This window comes from Proteiniclasticum sp. C24MP (genome assembly GCF_043951855.1).
Taxonomy (GTDB): Bacteria; Bacillota; Clostridia; order Clostridiales; family Clostridiaceae; genus Proteiniclasticum.
Genome location: NZ_JBINJW010000007.1, coordinates 1 through 16,613, shown reverse-complemented (window position 1 = coordinate 16,613; position 16,613 = coordinate 1). Strand labels below are relative to the sequence as shown.

The following is a 16,613-nucleotide window of genomic DNA, read 5'->3' as shown; positions in this document are numbered from 1 at the left end:
ACTTATGTCAAATCCGAGAAAAATAACCTATACGGCTCTATTTCTGGCTTTCAGTATCCTGCTGCCCCAGATCTTCCATCTGTTCGGAGGAACCGGACCGGTCTTCCTGCCCATGCACATTCCAGTGCTCCTGGCGGGGCTTTATCTGGGTGGCATTCAGGGTGCACTCATCGGTTTTCTGGCACCGATCTTCAGCTCCTTCCTTACAGGTATGCCGGTGATCCCCATTCTATACTTCATGATTGTAGAGGTCACCGTCTATGGATTTGCTGCAGGCTTCTTCTATCAGAAGAAGAAACTGAATATCTATGTTTCACTCATTCTTTCCATGATCGTGGGAAGAGTGTTTCTTGCCCTGACGGTGTTTACACTGCAGCCGCTGCTGGGACTGAAAATCTCACCTGCTGCCTATTTCACAGGAGCACTCCTGACTGGAATCCCTGGAATGCTGATTCAGCTTCTCTTCATCCCTGCAATGATCAGACTTCTTGAAAAGGCGGGTGAACATGTTGTCAGAAACAATGCTTAGACTTCTGGAAGAAAAAAATGCCGCATGTCTCATCTACCGTGGGGAGAAGCTTCTTCACCGCTCCCAAAGCATCGGCGTAAAGCCGCTGCTGGAGTTCATGGAGAAATATCCGGAAGGATCTATTGCGCATGATCTTCTGCTCATCGACAAGGTCATCGGAAAAGCCGCCCTTCTCCTGTCTGTACTGCTGGGCATTAAAACCATCCATACGCCTGTGGCAAGTAAAGCTGCGGTGGAGGCTGCGAAAATTCATGGTGTAATGCTCCATGCAGAAACCGTGGTTCCCTATATCACAAACAGGGAGAAAAACGGAATGTGTCCGCTGGAGCAATCCGTATTGGACACCAATGATCCCCAGGTGGCGCTGGAGAACATCAGAGCAGCCATAAGAATACTCATGGCAGGTAAAAAGACCGTCGATAACGATATATCCTTTTCTGCTCTGGAAGCCGCGCCGTATTATCATCACTGACACCGTGATTCCGCATTAACCAGTCAATATTTTAAAGGCCGATCACAAGATCCGGATTATTCTTAAGAAAAAGAAGGAAGAAGCGCATCAAAACAGGTGCGCTTCTTCCTTTTCTGTTTTGAAATCATTCATTAAACCTTCCTTACTGCATCAGGACCGGAAGATCAGGAAACCACATTCACCGGCTTGCCTTCCAGATAAGACTTCAGATTTAATACTGCAAGATTCATGAGCCGCTTCCTTGTCTCTTTGGGTGCCCAGGAGATGTGAGGCGCGATGAATAGATTCTTCGCTTTCTCCACTTCCTCCTCATATACGATTATCGCTAAAGACAAAGAAAGCCTCCGAAAAATCGGAGACTTTCTGAACTGCTTTTTTAGAAGAACATCTGCACCAGTAGAGTGGCCAGAAGGATGATGAAGGCTCCTCCGAGTCGAGATGAGATCTGGGCAAATGGCATCAGTTCCATTCTGTTTGCTGCTGTAAGAACAGCAACGTCTCCAGTTCCTCCCATGTTCGCCATACATAGTCCTGCAGTGATGGCAGCTTCGATTGGATAGAACCCAACCATCTTACCAACCACCATGGATCCGATGATGACTCCGATGATGACAAGTGCAACAAGAACGATGAACTGCAGGGATAATGCATCAATAACCTGTCCCAGGTTCGTGTATGCGATACCGATACCCATAAGCAGCGCGGATGTCCAGTTCTTGGCCACAAAGTTGTACCAGGAAGCACAAGCCTGTTCCAGTTCACGTGGAAGAAGGTTCATTGCCTTGGCTACAGCTACGGAGATGATCATCCATGCATAGGAATGGATATCCAGTCCGAATGCGGTTTCGAATCCCCATCCGACGATTCTACCGAATACGAAGAATACCACAGCGATGGCAATACCTTTTCCGAAGTCTGTCAGGGAAGGTGTGAATACTTCATCTTTTGCATGAAGATCTGTATCTTCTCCGATTTCCATGAGCTTACCGTTACCGGATAGGGAAGGTCTGCTCTTTCCGAGTTTGTCCAGAAGACCAGCTGCAACGATGGCCATGGCATTACCAAGAGCCACTGCAGGAACCAGTCTTGACAGAATTTCTTCTGCTGGAACATTCATGGCAGATGCGAATACTTCTGAAATCGGAACGGCACCAGCGCCCATTCCACCACCTACAATCGGAATACCGATATAAGCCATGGATTCAAAGAAGGTGTATCCGAAGATCAGACCGCCGACGCCAACCAGTGCAAGTGCCACCGCAACTGCTCCTAAAATGGTTGGGAAGTATCTGATGGCTGCTTTCATAAGAAGCTTCTTGCTCATTCCTAGAATAGAACCTGTAATGAGTGCTGCGATGTAGAAGTCCAGGAATCCGCCACCCTTCATGAAGGTGTTCACATTCTCTGTCACGGACTCAGGAAGAATACCAAAATAAACAAGTGCTGCGGAACCGAAGATAATAACGATTGGTCCGCCTCCGAAGAATGTGTTGATGATTGGTGTCTTGTTTCCGATGAGGTTCAGCAGTGCGCCTACCACCATCATGAATGCGAAAGCACCGATCATACCGCCAGGTAATACATCAAGAATAATTCCGACCACTACTACGACCAGTAAGGCCAAGTAGACTGGGATGCTGAGTCCCATGATTTTTGTGTCTTTCATATAAGTTCCCCCTAATATAATATTATATAAACACTCTTTGAGTGACTATACCTTGTAGATCGCATCCAGAATGGTTCCGTCACGGTATTCACTGACCGCAACAATCTGGTCGCTCTTTCCCCTTTTTTCCGCAATTCCTGTATAGAAGTCCGCAATCTTCTTCAGTTCGTGGATATCCATGATCTTCAGACTGGTTTCCTCTTTCAGTTTATCAATCAGCTCCTTGTGCTTCGGATTGATGGCAATCCCGCGGTCCGTGACCAGTACATCCACAGTTTCCCCAGGTGTGGTTACTGTGGTCACTTCATCCACAAGGCAGCTGATTCTGGAATTCACAAGCTTGGATACAATGATGGAAAGCTTGGAACCTGCCGCTGTATCCGCATGTCCGCCGGAACCACCAAGAATGATGCCATCGCTTCCTGTGGTGACATTGACGTTGAAATCCAGATCGATTTCACTGGCCCCAAGAATCACCACATCCAGTTTGTTCACGATGTTATCCGGATTGTTGATGTTCGCATAGGTATGCGCACTCATCTTGATGTGGTTCTCGTTGACCTTGATGGATTCCACCGCATCCAGATTGAAGCACTGAACATCATACAACTTTTCAAAATAACCTTCTTTCAGGAGATTCACCAGATAATCCGTAATACCACCTGATGCGAAGGATCCTGTGATCTTCTTTTCTTTCATGATCTTTTTCAGCTCATTGGCCACAGCTAAGGAAATCCCCCCTGCTCCTGTCTGAAAACTCATTCCGTTATTGAGCAGTCCGCTGTGTTCTATGAGCTTCGCCGCATCACGTGCGATCTTCAGCCCCACCGGATCCTTGGTGATCTGTGTCGTTCCACTGACAATTCCCTTAGGATCTCCTATGGAGTCCACCTTCACCACATAATCCACCAGATGTCCTGGAATTTCAGGCTGGTTCACAGTCTCTGCTGTGTAGTCCGTGATGGCTACCACCTGCTTCGCCGTTTCGGCATCCGCATGGGCATAACCGAGCACCCCGCAGGATGCAGGTCCTTCGGAACCTGTAAGACTGCCATTGGCATCCACTGCAGGTGCTGCAATGAAAGCCACATCCACAACCACTTCTCCTTCAAGCATGCTTCTGGGTCTTCCTCCATGAGTGGTCATATGGCAGATTTCCTTCACCTTGCCCGTGCTGATGGCAACGCCAACAGGTCCTGAGATATAGGATGCAAGGACTTTGGTCACTGTTTCATCTTCAAACATGGGCACAAGGCACGCATGGCAGGGAAACAGTGAAGTGGCTGCAACCGTCATGTTCTTTATTCCTCTTTCATGAAGCTTTTCCATGACCATGGGCAGCACATAGTCTCCATTTCTCATATGGTGATGAAAACTTACTGTCATTCCGTCATGAAGATCCAGCTTGTCCAGAACTTCATCCAGGTTTTCAGAAAAGACCGGTCTTTTCGCAAGATCCTTTTTCGGAGAGACGAATTCGTGAGCCTTCACATTCTTGAAGGGTCCCTCGTATGGTCTGTCCAGTCCTTCTCTTCCTATTGAATTTCTCATCTGACTAACCCCCATTTCCTGGCAGAGTCGACAATCTGCTCTGCTCTTTTAATCACAGGCAGATCCACCATCTTCCCTTTATAACTGAATACGCCAAGACCTTTCTTCTCCGCTTCTTCCGCTTCTGAGATTATGATCTGCGCTTCTTCGATTTCTTCCTGTGTAGGTGAGAACACCTCATGAATGGTCACGATCTGGCGGGGATTGATGGCCAGTCTGCCGCCGAATCCGATGGACTTGGCAAATCTTGTATCCGCTTCCAGGCCTTCCACATCATCAATATCCGTATAGGGCGTATCCAGTGCATCGATCCTGTAGGCTCTTGCAGCGGTGGCCACCAGATATCTGGCATACTCTATTTCCTTGCTCTCCTTGGTTCTCTTGATGCCCATGTCACTGGAGAGATCCTCTGCACCGAGCAGTATCGCATCGATACGGTCCGAGGACTCGATGATGTTTTTAAGATCGATGAGTCCCATGGCGCTTTCGATGATCAGCAGCAGTTTTGTCTTCTTCCCTGTATGATGGACTTCTTCCAGTCTCTCGATTTCCTTCGCCATGGTCTGAACCGATTCCACGCTGGCCTTCGGAATGACGATTCCGTCAGGCTTTGCAGGAATGATGCTTTCCAGATCTTCCTTCCAGTACGGTGAATCCAGCGGATTCACTCTTACAGTCACTTCCACACCCTGCATAGGCAGAAAGGACAGAGCTTCTCTCACAAGAATTCTTGCCGCATCCTTTTCCTTCAAGGAAACCGCATCCTCCAGATCGAATATGATGGAGTCCGCTTCAAGGCAATCTGCTGAAGTCAGCATTCCCGGATTGTTTCCAGGCATAAACAGTAAACTTCTTCTACTCATACGCTCTTCTCACCGCCGTTTCCACTCTTGCTCTTATGGTGTAATCGAGAGCTCCGCGATCCTCCACGAGGATTCTGCACTGCTCCACATTCAGTCTCGCAAGCGTTTCTCTTATGACTTTTTCAATCTGCTTCCCGAAGGTCTCCATGACCGAACTCTCAATGGAGAGGTCGATTCCACCTTCTCCTGGCACAATACGAACCTGACAGTCATTGGACTGCAGTGTTCCGGCTATAGCCTGTTTTCTGATTTCCATTTCCTACCTCACACTCTTTCTTACTCTGTTTAACTTGTTAACGGTTTCACATTTTTCCTAAGAGAAGGATGAATCATTTCAATTCATCCTCATGTTCCTCTTAAATTCTGGCAAGGCCCTGTTCCTTCGCTTTTTCAGCAACGGCTTTGGCCACCACTTCAGCTACTCTTGGGTCGAAGGCATTGGGAATCACATATTCTTCACTCAGCTCCTCATCGGATATCAGAGATGCGATGCCTTCTGCCGCAGCAAGCTTCATTTCTTCCGTGATCTTTCTTGCTCTCACATCCAGGGCGCCTCGGAAGAGTCCCGGGAAGGCCAGCACATTATTCACCTGGTTCGGGAAGTCGGAACGTCCTGTTCCCACAACTCTCGCTCCACCAGCTACCGCATCCTCGTAGGTGATTTCAGGCTCCGGATTCGCCATGGCGAAAATGATGGCATCCTTCTTCATGGTGGCGACCATTTCCTTGGTGATGACTTTCGGCGCACTGACACCAATGAAAATATCCGCTTTGGTCATGGCTTCTGCCATGGTCAGGTTCTCATTCTCATTATTGGTGATCTCTGCAACTTCCTTTTCAACGAAGTTGTAGTTCTCCATCTGACTCTTATTCAGGATACCTTCTTTATTGAAGGCATAAATGTTGGCAATGCCCAGATTCTTCATCATCTTGATGACGGAGCTGCCTGCTGCACCTGTACCGGAAATGACTGCCGTGCAGTTCTCCGCTTTCTTTCCCACAAGCTTCAGTGCATTCATGATTCCTGATGTGACCACGATGGCTGTACCATGCTGATCGTCATGGAATACCGGAATATCCAGCTCTTCTATCAGGGTTCTTTCGATTTCCACACATCTGGGTGCACTGATGTCTTCCAGATTGATGCCACCGAAAGTGGGTGCAATACGCTTTATGGTTTCAATGATTTCCTTCGGATCTTTCGTATCCAGCACAATGGGAATTGCATTGACTCCTGCGAAACGTTTGAATAAAACTGCCTTTCCTTCCATGACAGGAAGCGCCGCTTCCGGTCCGATGTCTCCCAGTCCTAATACGGCGGTTCCATCAGATATGACTGCCACGATATTCCCCTTCCATGTGTATTTATATGCATCATCCTTATTTTTCGAAATCTCGATACAAGGCTGAGCCACACCAGGAGTATATGCAATAGACAGATCCTCTTTCGTCTCCAGAGGTGCCTTCAGTTCCACACTGATCTTACCTTTCCATTCCTCATGTTTTTTTAGTGCAATTTCATAATAATTAGCCATTATTTCCTCCACTCTCCCGATCATATTCATAACATGCTGTGCTTCCGCACCTGTTAAATATTATCATTAATAGAATATTAACATATATTCCAGGAGGTGTAAACGAATTAACAGCTTTGATATATCCGTGTTATCAATCTGATAATTCAGCACTGTATGGTTTACATTGAGGATAAAAACCCGTCATTGCAGATCATGAGCCCATCCAGCCTTATAACACAATGTTCATTTTTACTTTGATTCACAAAAGATTCGCAGCTTTATTCTGAAATCGACATAAAATGAGACAATTTGTATGGAGTGTCTCTTTCACATTCAATTTTTCAGCCTTTAAATATTTCTCTATGATTTTTCACCAGAAATTTTATCATTCTGATAATTATGCAGTGTCTGCTAAAAATCCATATAATCGACTACCTTAAAAATTACCGGTATGATATACTACTTCTTAAATCAGCCGGAACAGACACCTGTTCTGGCAGTGTATCGTATAGAAGGGGGAAAATTATGCACGCTATAGAAAAAATCATGGCGAAGGCTGCCGGAAAGGATCATGTCTCCACCGGAGAGATTGTCATGGCTAAGATCGATTTTGCGGAAATCAACGATCTGTATCTGCAGACCGTATACTCATTCAGAGAAATGGAAGGTACCACAGTATGGGATAAGGACAAGGTCGCTTTCGTCTTTGATCACTATGCTCCAGCTTCCACCATGAAGGCGGCTCAGATCCATAAAGAGATGAGAGCCTTTGCCAGGGAACAGAATCTCACCCATCATTTTGACATCAATGCAGGTGTCTGTCATCAGGTTATGCCTGAAGCTGGACTTATATATCCTGGCATGATTCTTCTTGCCACAGACTCCCACACAACCACACACGGCGCATTCGGTGCACTGGGTACAGGCATCGGTGCCACAGATATGGCAACAGTTCTAATGACCGGAAAACTCTGGATGAGAGTACCTGAAGTCATTGAAATCAGAATCACCGGAAATCCTTCCAGAAGCGTCATGCCAAAAGACGTGATTCTGCATGTATTGGGGAAGATCAAAGCAGACGGTGCGGTGTATAAGGCCATAGAGTTCACTGGAGACTACGTGGAGACACTGGATGTCCCAGGAAGAATGGTTCTATGCAACATGGCTGTGGAGATGGGCGCAAAGACCGCCTACATGCAGCCCAATGATAAAGTGCTGGCCTATCTGAAGGAAAGAGTGAAAACACCTTTTGAAGTGGTACATTCCGATCCGGACTTTGAATATGCCGAGTCCTATCATTTCGACGTGGAAGGACTTCATCCTCAGGTGGCAAGACCTGCCAGTGTGGATAATGTTTTCCTTCTCACATCCGATGAGAAAATCAAAGTGGATCAGTGCTTCGTCGGCACCTGTACCGGTGGTAGACTTGAGGATCTGAAAGCCGCGGCGGATGTGCTGCGTGGCAAGAAGATCGCCCATGATGTGAGACTTCTTGTGATTCCTGCTTCCAGCGAAGTCATGGAAGAAGCCATAAAAGAAGGATATCTCACCGATCTCATGCAGGCAGGGGCAACCATTTCAACGCCTGGATGCGGTCCTTGCCTGGGTGCTCATGAAGGAGTCATCGCTCCTGGTGAAGTATGCGTTACAGCATCCAACCGTAACTTCCCTGGTAGAATGGGCAGTCCTCTAGGAGACCTGTATCTGGCATCACCTAGAGCAGTTGCAGCTTCTGCGCTGACAGGATATCTGACGAATCCTGATGATCTGGAGGAGGTGTAATCATGCAGGAAATCATAAGAGGAAAAGTCCTCATTCTAGGAAAAAATATTGATACGGACCAGATCTATCCGGGTCGATATCTTGAAATCGTAAGTCCTGAAGAAATCGGGTCTCACTGCCTGGAGGGAGTGGATCCTGAAATTCCGAAGAATTTCAGGAAAGGCGATATCGTGGTTGCTGAAAGCAACTTCGGCTGCGGTTCCAGCAGAGAACATGCCCCCATCGCGCTCCTTAACATGGGTGCTTCCCTGGTCATCGCAGACTCCTTCGCCAGAATCTTCTTCAGAAACTCCATCAATCTTGGTCTGCCCCTGCTGGTGGTCAAAGGACTTTATAAGGTTCTTAAAGACGGAGAGGAAATTGAAGTGGACCTGAGAAAAGGTACCGTAACCTTACTTTCCACAGGAAAGGTTCTTCAGGGGGAAATGCTTGGAGATATGGCCATGAAGATTCTCTCCCATGGAGGCATCAAGGACATGATGCGGGAAGGAAGAGATCTCATTTAAGCCTCAATTAAATATTCAGAAGCTGTCGGATTCCGGCGGCTTCTTTTCATTTCTTCCGCATGCAGAGGAATCCCCTCTTCACACTCTTCCTCTCCTTTCAAAAAATAAAACACGAACATTAAAATATTTTTATTAAAAAACGTTTGACCTGTTCCGTATCATTTGGTATTATAAACACATGAATTGAATAATGAAAATAACTCATATAATGTCCGATAATGTGGTTCGACAGTCTCTACAGGATGACCGTAAAATATCCTACTATGAGTGAAAGTGTATCTAGGGTTCCGTTCTTCGTCCGTCGGAGAAGCTGGTCCGAGCGATACAGACATTGACTTCAATGTCACACCGATGGGAGAAAAGCCCGGACGGATAGGTTTCACTTGTATCACAGGCCTATCCTTCCGAGCTCTATTTTTTTGAACCGGAGAAATTATATATGTGTTTAGATTTTTATAAAGTTATAAGAGTGTTTTTCAGACTTCAACCAAATCAAAGCAAAATCGAGGAGGCAAACAATGAATGATTTCTTTAAGTTAAAGGAACACAACACCACAGTCAGAACTGAAGTAATTGCCGGTATCACCACTTTCGTCACCATGGCCTACATTCTGGTCGTGAATCCCATCTACCTTGCTGAAGCAGGTATGGATTTCAACGCAGTATTCATGGCAACCTGTATCTCTGCAGCAATAGGTACGCTGATCATGGGTCTTTATGCGAAACTTCCTTTCGCACAGGCACCGGGTATGGGACTGAACGCATTCTTCGCCTACACCGTGGTCCTGACCCTGGGTTACACCTGGGAAGCAGCTCTTGCTGCCGTATTCATTTCCGGACTATTCTTCATTCTCCTGACCGTCACAGGTTTCAGAGAAACCATCGTGGAAGCCATTCCGAACTCCTTAAAGCACGCCATCGGCGCCGGAATCGGACTCTTCATCGCCTTCATCGGTTTCCAGAACTCCGGAATCGTCGTGGATTCACCTGCTACCTTAATCACCCTTGGTGATTTCACACAGCCAACGGTTCTTCTTGCTGTCATCGGTCTTGTGATCACAGCTGTTCTTATGTCCAGAAAAGTAAGAGGCGGACTGCTTCTTGGTATCATCATCACGACACTCATCGGTATTCCCATGGGCGTCACCGATACCACATGGAATGCATTCTCCCTGAATATCATGCCTACCTTCGGTAAAGCATTGAACCCAGGTTTTTCAGACCTGTTAAGCATGGGCGGCGGCTTCGTCGCTGTGGCCAGCAGCATCTTTGTTGTCGTATTATCCTTCGTACTTGTGGATATGTTCGATACCATCGGAACCCTCATCGGAACTGGCGCAAAAGCTGGTATGCTTGATGAAAACGGAAAGCTGCCGAACATGAACAAAGCGCTTATGGCTGACGCCGTAGCTACAGCAGCTGGTGCTCTTCTTGGAACATCCACTGTCACAACCTACGTGGAATCCGCAGCCGGTGTTTCAGAAGGCGGTAAGACTGGTCTTACTGCAGTGACCACAGGAATCCTTTTCCTTCTGGCCATCTTCCTTGCTCCATTTGCGCTGATGGTACCAGGACAGGCAACTGCTCCAGCACTGATCATCGTGGGCGTACTCATGATGACCACCATCAAGAACATCAACTTTGATGATTTCGAAGAATCCCTCCCAGCATTCTTTACCCTGGCGATCATGGCATTCACCTACAGCATCTCCAACGGTATCGGTGCAGGACTCATATTCTACCCCATCACTAAGCTTGCGGCAGGAAAACCCAAGGAGATTCATCCTCTGGTCTACTTCCTGGCCATCATATTCGTCCTGAAGCTGGCATTCCTGCCAAGATAAGGGATCTGAACTGAACTATTTCATAGCCCTTCAATAATAAAAATCAGATCAGTGCCTCCCCAAGGCGCTGATCTGATTTTTATTTTACTCCATTCATCTGTTTCTTGACTCTACATATGCCCTGACTTCCTCTTCACTGAGCTCCTTATGGTTTTCTCTGAGCCCTTCCATGAGTACATTCTTGTATCTTTCTCCAGGTTCATTCTTCTCAAGGACCCTTCTGTTTGTCACGGTCATCACCGGATATCCGTCCATGGTTCCGAGATCCGCTTTATGGTCATACCAGCTGATACCCGGAGTTGGAATATGTCCCCCGTTCTCTTCGATCCAGAGATGATTCAGCTGCTCTTCTGTGATGAGATACGCCACGCCATAGGCTTTACCAGGTTTTGTCACATCCAGAAAGGAGACGCCTCCATGTTCCCAGGCTCCTGATTCTTTGGCATAGTACATGTCGTGATCAAACACATAGGCTCTCTTTGCTCTTGGACTGGAGGTATCCGCACAGGGCTTCTGATTTCTGCCTTTTCCTCTGAAGCAGCCGCCATGGATATAGTGCAGGAACCTTTCCTCCAGCATATTGGAACCATAGGCCGCGTACCAGACAAGATTCTTCTCTTTCCTTTCTTTACCATAGGGCTGTTCCTCATAAGGAATCTGATTCTCTTCCTTCACCTCATGAAGATACCTGTAGGTACCCACATGCTGCATTTCCTTTCCATCCATTTCCACCATGACCTCCTCATAGGCATATAAGCTACCTTCTCCCTCCAGTTCATGGAGGCGCTCCAGTGTTTTCCGATCTACTGCGTAGACTTCTCCCTTCACCCGATTCCCTTGCTTTCTCCTGATGCCCGGGTAGCTTCCAAGATCATAGAGTCCATATCCACTAAGCTTCGCTTCCCCCAGATACTTCGCACTTCGAAGATAGGCATCATGGTTTCTGATTCCTCTAAGCAGCGTTCCGTAGACAAACACCACCGCTTCCGTCTCCATGTCTTTCATGTCCAGAAGGACGCTCTTCGCCTCCTCGGTATACGCTTCTCCATAGGCATTTCTCACTTTGTCCTTTTTCACAAGCTCTGTGAGGTAGGACCTGGTTTTCAGAAAGAGACTGGTGAAGGCGGGGCAGATTTCCGGATAGGCATCCACAAAGTGGTGGATCTTCGCTTCCTGAAAGAGATCGAAGGCTTCAATCATCCCTTTCAGGCCGTCATGCCCAGCTCCGCTGAAGGCTCTGCCCGTGGCTCCCAGAAGGCCTTTCCTCAGGGTCTCTTGGAATCCTTCCAGAAGATGCGCTTCCTCTGGTCCGTAAAGCCTCATGTATGCCAGAGTGGAAACCGCCAGATAGCTTGGGGTATAGAAGTAGCGCACTCTGGAATCACTGGGCATGGTCTGCGGGTCACTGAAACCCCAGAACATCATCTCCGGATTCTTTTCAAGTGGCTTTGCCTCTCTGATGAGGTTTTCCGCATAGGAGCGTGCTTCCTCTTTTTCCACCTCTCCTGAAATGATCTGATTCAGATTTGCCTTCATTTCCTTCATGATTTCCTCAAAGCGTCTGGTATCGACTTCCTGTGGTCTGTAAAATGTGTTTTTCATTATAATGTACCTCCTGCTTATTTGTGTTTGTATCCTGATACCATCGTAATACACAGCAGGCTGTCGGGAAATGAAGCCCGGCTTCAATTTCTAGATGAGACCTTCTTCCGTATAGGCGCTTTTCAGTACCCTGTCAAAATACAGAACCTGTCTTCCCTGGTCTGAATCCACCGCAAAGAAACCTTCTCCGAAGGATCTGGGAATAACGGTGCAGCCCGTGTAGAAGACGGATTTCTCCTCCCCAGTCAGGTACTCCACATGGAAGGGTTTCCCGTTCTTGATGCAGTCCATAAGGACTGCTGATGGATCCTTTGTCCCCATCTCATATTCCGTCTGAAAAAGATCCGCCACCACCTGGTCCAGCTCCTTGTACCAGACAATTTCCTCAGGCATGATCTCCGTCAGCACGTAGAAGATCCTCTCTTTTGCATAAACTGAAAGCTGCTGCCAGATGGAGGCTGCAGACTCCATGGCGTAGGTTTTCATGGCGGGTTCCATGGACATGGCCTGGAGTCCCTTCAGCGTAGCCATGACCTGGGTCAGATTAAAGGTCAGAAACAATGGATGGACGGTGGAGGCAAAGTGGATTCTTCCGTTTCTCCGCTCCACTTCCTTCACTTCAAAGGTCTTTCCACAGACCCGGATGGGGTCCGTCCCTTTTCCACGGATTCTGCCCAGGTCCTCCTCCAGGGTTCTTTTACTGACCCATAGCTTATCCGCCAGATCCTCCATATTGAGCGCTTCAAACTGCACCATCTTGGCCAGATACATCTGCCGTTCAAAGGAACTGGAGATATCAATTTCCGGAAAAGAGATCTGAAGCTCCTGGCCGTACTCGTCCTTCAGAAATTCCAGGAATTTCCTGAAAATGCGGATGGCACTGCCTTTACTACTGGTATAGGACTTCACCGTTTCCTTCATGGCATCGTCCATGACGTCTTCCAGAATCTCTTCTTCCCTATAGTTCTGCTTCAGGAGCTGAAAGAGATTATGGATTGTTTTTCTGGCAAAGGGACTGCCGGTAAAGTATCTTTTGTACATGGGCTGGGAAAGGAATCTTTCAATAACTTCATTTACACTTGATTCAGGCATCTTTTTCCTCCATGGCTTTCATTCTGATAGCATAAAAGCCGCCACTCCAAAAGAGATAGACGGCTTCAGATTATTATTCTTTTAAAGACCTCATGGACTTCTTCTCACATGCAATGTGACCGATCAGCCCAGCTCCAGGGCCACACGCTTCAGATCATCGATGATGGTGATGAACTGAGGACACTGCGGCTCACAGGCCCCACATTCCTGACACATGTCTGCTCGTTTGGATGGGTCCATGTTCTTGTAGTTCTCTTTTGCTCCAGCCAGATCCTCATAAATGGCACCATGATTCCAGATCTTGAAGTTCCCCGGAATGTTCACACCGAAGGGACATGGCATGCAGTATCCGCAGGCTGTGCATTCATTTTTCTGCCTGCTTCTGTAGATTTTCGTGACCTTCTCCACGGCTTCCATCTCTTCAGAGCGCAGCGCCTTATAGTCCCCAAAGGTCTGAAGGTTGTCCTCCAGCTGACTCATCTCCGTCATACCTGAAAGAATGACCTTGACGTTGGGCAGCGTCGCCACATAGCGGAATGCCCAGGAAGCCACGGATCTTTCCGGACTCACTTCATGGAAGATGTCTTCCATGACAGAAGGAAGCTTTGCCAGAGCTCCGCCCTTTACGGGTTCCATGATGACCACAGGAATACCCAGCTTCTCGGTGAGCTCATATCCCTTCATGCCCTGCTGAATCACCGTATCCACATAATTCAGCTGAATCTGGCAGAAATCCCAGTCTCTGTAGGTGAGAATCTCCTCAAACACAGGGTATTCATCATGGAAGGAGAATCCGATGTACTTGATTTTTCCTTCCTCCCGCAGCTTTTCCACTTCACGGATCATATCCAGTCTCTTGATGTCTTCCCATCTTTCCTTGTTCAGGGCATGAAGAAGGTAGAAATCCACATGGTCCGTCTGAAGTCTTCGCAGCTGCTCCTCAAAGTACTTCCGGACATCTGAAGTCTCCTTCACCATCCAGACTGGAAGCTTTGTGGCCAGGTAGTAGCTGTCCCTGTCATATTTTGATAGTGCCTTTCCCACAAAGGTCTCGCTCTGCTGGTCATGATAAGGATAGGCTGTGTCGATGTAGGTGACGCCATTTTCTATGGCGTGATCCAGAAGCGCCTGAGCCTTCTCCTCATCTATGGTCTTGTCGTCCCTCACCGGAAATCGCATACACCCGTATCCTAGTAGTGAAGGTGAAACCCCCAGTTTTTCAAATTTTCTCTTTTCCATACTATACCCCCCTAATGCTTTTCGTAAGTGTTCCCCTGAGCATCCTGCACTCAGTCTTTTTCTCTGATGCATGATGACTTTTTAACATAAATATTTCTTTTCCTATAAGTATTTTACCATAACCGGTTCTCTCTTTAACGCCATATGCTTAAAAAGGTCTGAATTTTCCTTTCATTCCACTGATACAAGCGTTCTGCATATTCTGTCAGAATGTCAGAAATAATCAGCGGTATGGAAAAGGACACCGCAAAGCGATGTCCTCCTCTATGCATTTATTACCCTATCAGCTCTTTCCTGAAAACTCAGTGCTGCACTTGGGACAGGTGATTCTCACCTTTCCCTGCCCTCTGGGAATTCTCACCTTCTGGCTGCACTTCGGGCAGCTGTAGAACCTGTAGATCTTTCTCTCTCTGAACCTTGTCAGAAATCCGCTCCATCTGCCCATGACTTTATATCTGAGCTTGAGATACTTCTGGTTCTGCGAGGAGCACCTGTAGAAGTTTCTGGATAACAGCCTCGCATAGGCGATGCCGATGAAGACAACGCTTAATAGGTTCAGAAGTCCATTTCCCGTGATTCCTCCCAGAAAAATCATCCCGATGCTTAAAAACATCAGAAACCTCGATAGTTCATCCACCCCGTAGCGCCCCTGCATAAATCTTCTTACTTTCTCCATCATCCTTCATCCGCTCCCTGAAATTCTATACTTTCTTCTATTTGCCTGTTTTCTGTTTTCTTTCAACAGTAGACATCATAACGCTTTAAGCATAAAAGTTTCTTTAGCCAAAAGCTCTTCCTTTCTGATTCTTTTACATTCGTCTTGATTTTCATATAGCAATGCTTAATAATGATACTATATGAAATAACTCTTTTAACATGAGAGGAGAAGAAGTCCATGAATAGAGAGAAAACACCTACAGGAAGCACCTCTGATGCTTCAGCCTCAAAAGCATACACCAATGGAGATTTCCTGAGATATGCGGTTAGACTTCTGCCAGCTGCTTATCTCTTTGGGATTCTGGGCACGCTGCTCTTTCTGCTGAGAGGGTTCTATCTATGAGCACAAAATGGATGAACAGGAAACTGTCTAAAGGAAATCTGGTCTTTCTTCTTTCCTCTCTGACGATTCTAGCCCTGCTTCTGGGCTTCATCACCACATTAAGTATCCTCATGCATCTAGGCCTTTATGTGAACACGAATATCGTCGGAGAATCCATGCATGAAGCCGTCACAGAGGATTCAAGGATTCTCTACATCGATCCGGAGTTCAAGGAAATCAGACGTGGAGACATCGTCAGCGCTGCGGTGATCTACCAGGGAATCCCTGTGGAAGATTCCGGTGTACCTCTCATCATCGTGAAGCGGATCATCGGACTCCCTGGAGAAACCATCCGCATAGATGGAGATCAGGTATACATCAACCATGAACTTCTCAGTGAACCCTATGCCTACTACAGCGGACCCGGGGAAGACGACCTTGTCATGACCCTGGATGAAGAGGAATATTTTCTCATGGGCGACAACAGGCTGTACAGCTCCGATTCCCGCGCGTGGGGCCCCTTCCATATGGAGCACATTCAATCTGTGGCACTGGCCGTAAACTGAAATCAGAAAGCTTCAGAAGAGATCTGAAAATCTCTTCTGAAGCTCTTTTCATTGTAACATTTGTTGGCTCTATCTGTATTTCTTTTCCAGGTACCTCCAGGAAGTGTAAGCCAGAAATAATCCAGCCACGGGTGTGAAAATACCCATGACGATCACCCTGTTTCGAAAGCCTTCGGATGTAAAATAAATCTCTGAAAATCCGTGATCAATGAGGGGCGCCAGAAATGAGAATAAAATGAAATACAGAAGTGCATACTTGATCCCTTGTCGAATCAGATAGGACTTCTTTCCTTTGGGTCTGACTTTTTCCCATATTCTCTTATTTCTTTCTTCAAACATAGTAGC

General features: G+C 47.0%; 17 protein-coding genes, 1 pseudogene and 1 riboswitch. Of the genes and pseudogenes, 7 read left to right on the top strand and 11 right to left on the bottom strand.

Annotation, left to right across the window (positions count from 1 at the left end):
* Positions 1-4 precede the first annotated feature (4 nt).
* Together ACHAL6_RS07120 and ACHAL6_RS07115 are read left to right on the top strand one after the other, a co-directional pair.
* Positions 5-529: an ECF transporter S component gene (locus ACHAL6_RS07120; RefSeq protein WP_395269632.1), complete on the top strand. Its 525-nt coding sequence runs from the start codon at positions 5-7 to the stop codon at positions 527-529.
* Positions 507-1,001 carry a DUF1893 domain-containing protein gene (locus tag ACHAL6_RS07115; protein WP_395269631.1) on the top strand — a complete coding sequence of 165 codons (495 nt, stop codon included), beginning with the start codon at positions 507-509 and terminating at the stop codon, positions 999-1,001. Before ACHAL6_RS07120 ends, ACHAL6_RS07115 begins: the two co-directional genes overlap by 23 nt.
* A gap of 164 nt (positions 1,002-1,165) precedes the next feature.
* Here the strand turns inward: ACHAL6_RS07115 and ACHAL6_RS07110 are convergent.
* From ACHAL6_RS07110 to ACHAL6_RS07085, 6 genes and pseudogenes are all read right to left on the bottom strand, one after another.
* Positions 1,166-1,294, bottom strand: a pseudogene (locus ACHAL6_RS07110) (D-2-hydroxyacid dehydrogenase); the annotation flags it as partial.
* 83 nt (positions 1,295-1,377) lie between these two features.
* A complete protein-coding gene (locus tag ACHAL6_RS07105) occupies positions 1,378-2,667 on the bottom strand; it encodes a 2-hydroxycarboxylate transporter family protein (protein WP_395269630.1) in 1,290 nt (429 codons plus the stop codon).
* A gap of 45 nt (positions 2,668-2,712) precedes the next feature.
* Positions 2,713-4,218 (bottom strand): citrate lyase subunit alpha, encoded by a 1,506-nt coding sequence (gene citF / locus ACHAL6_RS07100; RefSeq protein WP_395269629.1) that lies wholly within the window; start codon positions 4,216-4,218, stop codon positions 2,713-2,715.
* A complete protein-coding gene (locus ACHAL6_RS07095; RefSeq protein WP_395269628.1) occupies positions 4,215-5,081 on the bottom strand; it encodes an HpcH/HpaI aldolase/citrate lyase family protein in 867 nt (288 codons plus the stop codon). The genes citF and ACHAL6_RS07095 overlap by 4 nt, the downstream gene beginning before the upstream one ends.
* On the bottom strand, positions 5,074-5,337 hold the full coding sequence (citD, locus tag ACHAL6_RS07090) for a citrate lyase acyl carrier protein (RefSeq protein WP_395269626.1): 264 nt from the start codon (positions 5,335-5,337) through the stop codon (positions 5,074-5,076). The genes ACHAL6_RS07095 and citD overlap by 8 nt, the downstream gene beginning before the upstream one ends.
* Before the next feature lie 100 nt (positions 5,338-5,437).
* The gene (locus tag ACHAL6_RS07085) at positions 5,438-6,616 is read right to left on the bottom strand and encodes an NADP-dependent malic enzyme (protein WP_395269624.1); all 1,179 of its coding nucleotides are present in this window, start codon (positions 6,614-6,616) and stop codon (positions 5,438-5,440) included.
* 507 nt (positions 6,617-7,123) lie between these two features.
* Here ACHAL6_RS07085 and ACHAL6_RS07080 point away from each other — a divergent pair.
* The 3 genes from ACHAL6_RS07080 to ACHAL6_RS07070 all read left to right on the top strand — a co-directional run bounded on the left by ACHAL6_RS07080 (position 7,124) and on the right by ACHAL6_RS07070 (position 10,730).
* Positions 7,124-8,380, top strand: coding sequence for a 3-isopropylmalate dehydratase large subunit (locus tag ACHAL6_RS07080; protein ID WP_395269623.1), 1,257 nt, complete (start codon positions 7,124-7,126; stop codon positions 8,378-8,380).
* A 2-nt stretch (positions 8,381-8,382) separates the two neighbouring features.
* Complete coding sequence (locus ACHAL6_RS07075) at positions 8,383-8,886, top strand: 3-isopropylmalate dehydratase small subunit (protein WP_395269621.1); 504 nt, start codon at positions 8,383-8,385, stop codon at positions 8,884-8,886.
* A gap of 181 nt (positions 8,887-9,067) precedes the next feature.
* A riboswitch (purine riboswitch) is annotated at positions 9,068-9,170 on the top strand.
* Between the two features lie 234 nt (positions 9,171-9,404).
* Positions 9,405-10,730, top strand: a complete 1,326-nt coding sequence (locus ACHAL6_RS07070; protein WP_395269620.1) for an NCS2 family permease — start codon at positions 9,405-9,407, stop codon at positions 10,728-10,730.
* Between the two features lie 93 nt (positions 10,731-10,823).
* On the opposite strand, the gene ACHAL6_RS07065 is transcribed toward ACHAL6_RS07070, so the two are convergent.
* The 4 genes from ACHAL6_RS07065 to ACHAL6_RS07050 all read right to left on the bottom strand — a co-directional run bounded on the left by ACHAL6_RS07065 (position 10,824) and on the right by ACHAL6_RS07050 (position 15,342).
* Positions 10,824-12,332 carry a gamma-glutamylcyclotransferase gene (locus tag ACHAL6_RS07065; protein WP_395269618.1) on the bottom strand — a complete coding sequence of 503 codons (1,509 nt, stop codon included), beginning with the start codon at positions 12,330-12,332 and terminating at the stop codon, positions 10,824-10,826.
* A gap of 90 nt (positions 12,333-12,422) precedes the next feature.
* Positions 12,423-13,424 carry a hypothetical protein gene (locus ACHAL6_RS07060; RefSeq protein WP_395269617.1) on the bottom strand — a complete coding sequence of 334 codons (1,002 nt, stop codon included), beginning with the start codon at positions 13,422-13,424 and terminating at the stop codon, positions 12,423-12,425.
* 123 nt (positions 13,425-13,547) lie between these two features.
* Complete coding sequence (locus ACHAL6_RS07055) at positions 13,548-14,663, bottom strand: aldo/keto reductase (RefSeq protein ID WP_395269615.1); 1,116 nt, start codon at positions 14,661-14,663, stop codon at positions 13,548-13,550.
* Positions 14,664-14,946: 283 nt separating this feature from the next.
* Positions 14,947-15,342, bottom strand: a complete 396-nt coding sequence (locus tag ACHAL6_RS07050) for a hypothetical protein (RefSeq protein WP_395269613.1) — start codon at positions 15,340-15,342, stop codon at positions 14,947-14,949.
* A 216-nt stretch (positions 15,343-15,558) separates the two neighbouring features.
* Here ACHAL6_RS07050 and ACHAL6_RS07045 point away from each other — a divergent pair, with 216 nt between their 5' ends.
* A complete protein-coding gene (locus tag ACHAL6_RS07045; RefSeq protein ID WP_395269612.1) occupies positions 15,559-15,723 on the top strand; it encodes a hypothetical protein in 165 nt (54 codons plus the stop codon).
* Complete coding sequence (gene lepB, locus ACHAL6_RS07040) at positions 15,720-16,268, top strand: signal peptidase I (RefSeq protein ID WP_395269610.1); 549 nt, start codon at positions 15,720-15,722, stop codon at positions 16,266-16,268. Before ACHAL6_RS07045 ends, lepB begins: the two co-directional genes overlap by 4 nt.
* A 69-nt stretch (positions 16,269-16,337) precedes the next feature.
* Here the strand turns inward: lepB and ACHAL6_RS07035 are convergent.
* Positions 16,338-16,613: hypothetical protein (locus ACHAL6_RS07035; RefSeq protein WP_395269609.1), on the bottom strand; the 276-nt coding region annotated here is incomplete at its 5' end.

What these genes read in the sequence shown, in the direction of transcription:
- ACHAL6_RS07085 (WP_395269624.1), bottom strand. Translation starts at nt 6,616, where the DNA reads ATGGCTAATTATTATGAAATTGCACTAAAAAAACATGAGGAATGGAAA.
- ACHAL6_RS07055 (WP_395269615.1), bottom strand. Translation starts at nt 14,663, where the DNA reads ATGGAAAAGAGAAAATTTGAAAAACTGGGGGTTTCACCTTCACTACTA.
- ACHAL6_RS07105 (WP_395269630.1), bottom strand. Translation starts at nt 2,667, where the DNA reads ATGAAAGACACAAAAATCATGGGACTCAGCATCCCAGTCTACTTGGCC.
- lepB (WP_395269610.1), top strand. Translation starts at nt 15,720, where the DNA reads ATGAGCACAAAATGGATGAACAGGAAACTGTCTAAAGGAAATCTGGTC.
- ACHAL6_RS07120 (WP_395269632.1), top strand. Translation starts at nt 5, where the DNA reads ATGTCAAATCCGAGAAAAATAACCTATACGGCTCTATTTCTGGCTTTC.
- ACHAL6_RS07080 (WP_395269623.1), top strand. Translation starts at nt 7,124, where the DNA reads ATGCACGCTATAGAAAAAATCATGGCGAAGGCTGCCGGAAAGGATCAT.
- citF (WP_395269629.1), bottom strand. Translation starts at nt 4,218, where the DNA reads ATGAGAAATTCAATAGGAAGAGAAGGACTGGACAGACCATACGAGGGA.
- ACHAL6_RS07060 (WP_395269617.1), bottom strand. Translation starts at nt 13,424, where the DNA reads ATGCCTGAATCAAGTGTAAATGAAGTTATTGAAAGATTCCTTTCCCAG.
- citD (WP_395269626.1), bottom strand. Translation starts at nt 5,337, where the DNA reads ATGGAAATCAGAAAACAGGCTATAGCCGGAACACTGCAGTCCAATGAC.
- ACHAL6_RS07065 (WP_395269618.1), bottom strand. Translation starts at nt 12,332, where the DNA reads ATGAAAAACACATTTTACAGACCACAGGAAGTCGATACCAGACGCTTT.
- ACHAL6_RS07070 (WP_395269620.1), top strand. Translation starts at nt 9,405, where the DNA reads ATGAATGATTTCTTTAAGTTAAAGGAACACAACACCACAGTCAGAACT.
- ACHAL6_RS07045 (WP_395269612.1), top strand. Translation starts at nt 15,559, where the DNA reads ATGAATAGAGAGAAAACACCTACAGGAAGCACCTCTGATGCTTCAGCC.
- ACHAL6_RS07050 (WP_395269613.1), bottom strand. Translation starts at nt 15,342, where the DNA reads ATGATGGAGAAAGTAAGAAGATTTATGCAGGGGCGCTACGGGGTGGAT.
- ACHAL6_RS07075 (WP_395269621.1), top strand. Translation starts at nt 8,383, where the DNA reads ATGCAGGAAATCATAAGAGGAAAAGTCCTCATTCTAGGAAAAAATATT.
- ACHAL6_RS07095 (WP_395269628.1), bottom strand. Translation starts at nt 5,081, where the DNA reads ATGAGTAGAAGAAGTTTACTGTTTATGCCTGGAAACAATCCGGGAATG.
- ACHAL6_RS07115 (WP_395269631.1), top strand. Translation starts at nt 507, where the DNA reads ATGTTGTCAGAAACAATGCTTAGACTTCTGGAAGAAAAAAATGCCGCA.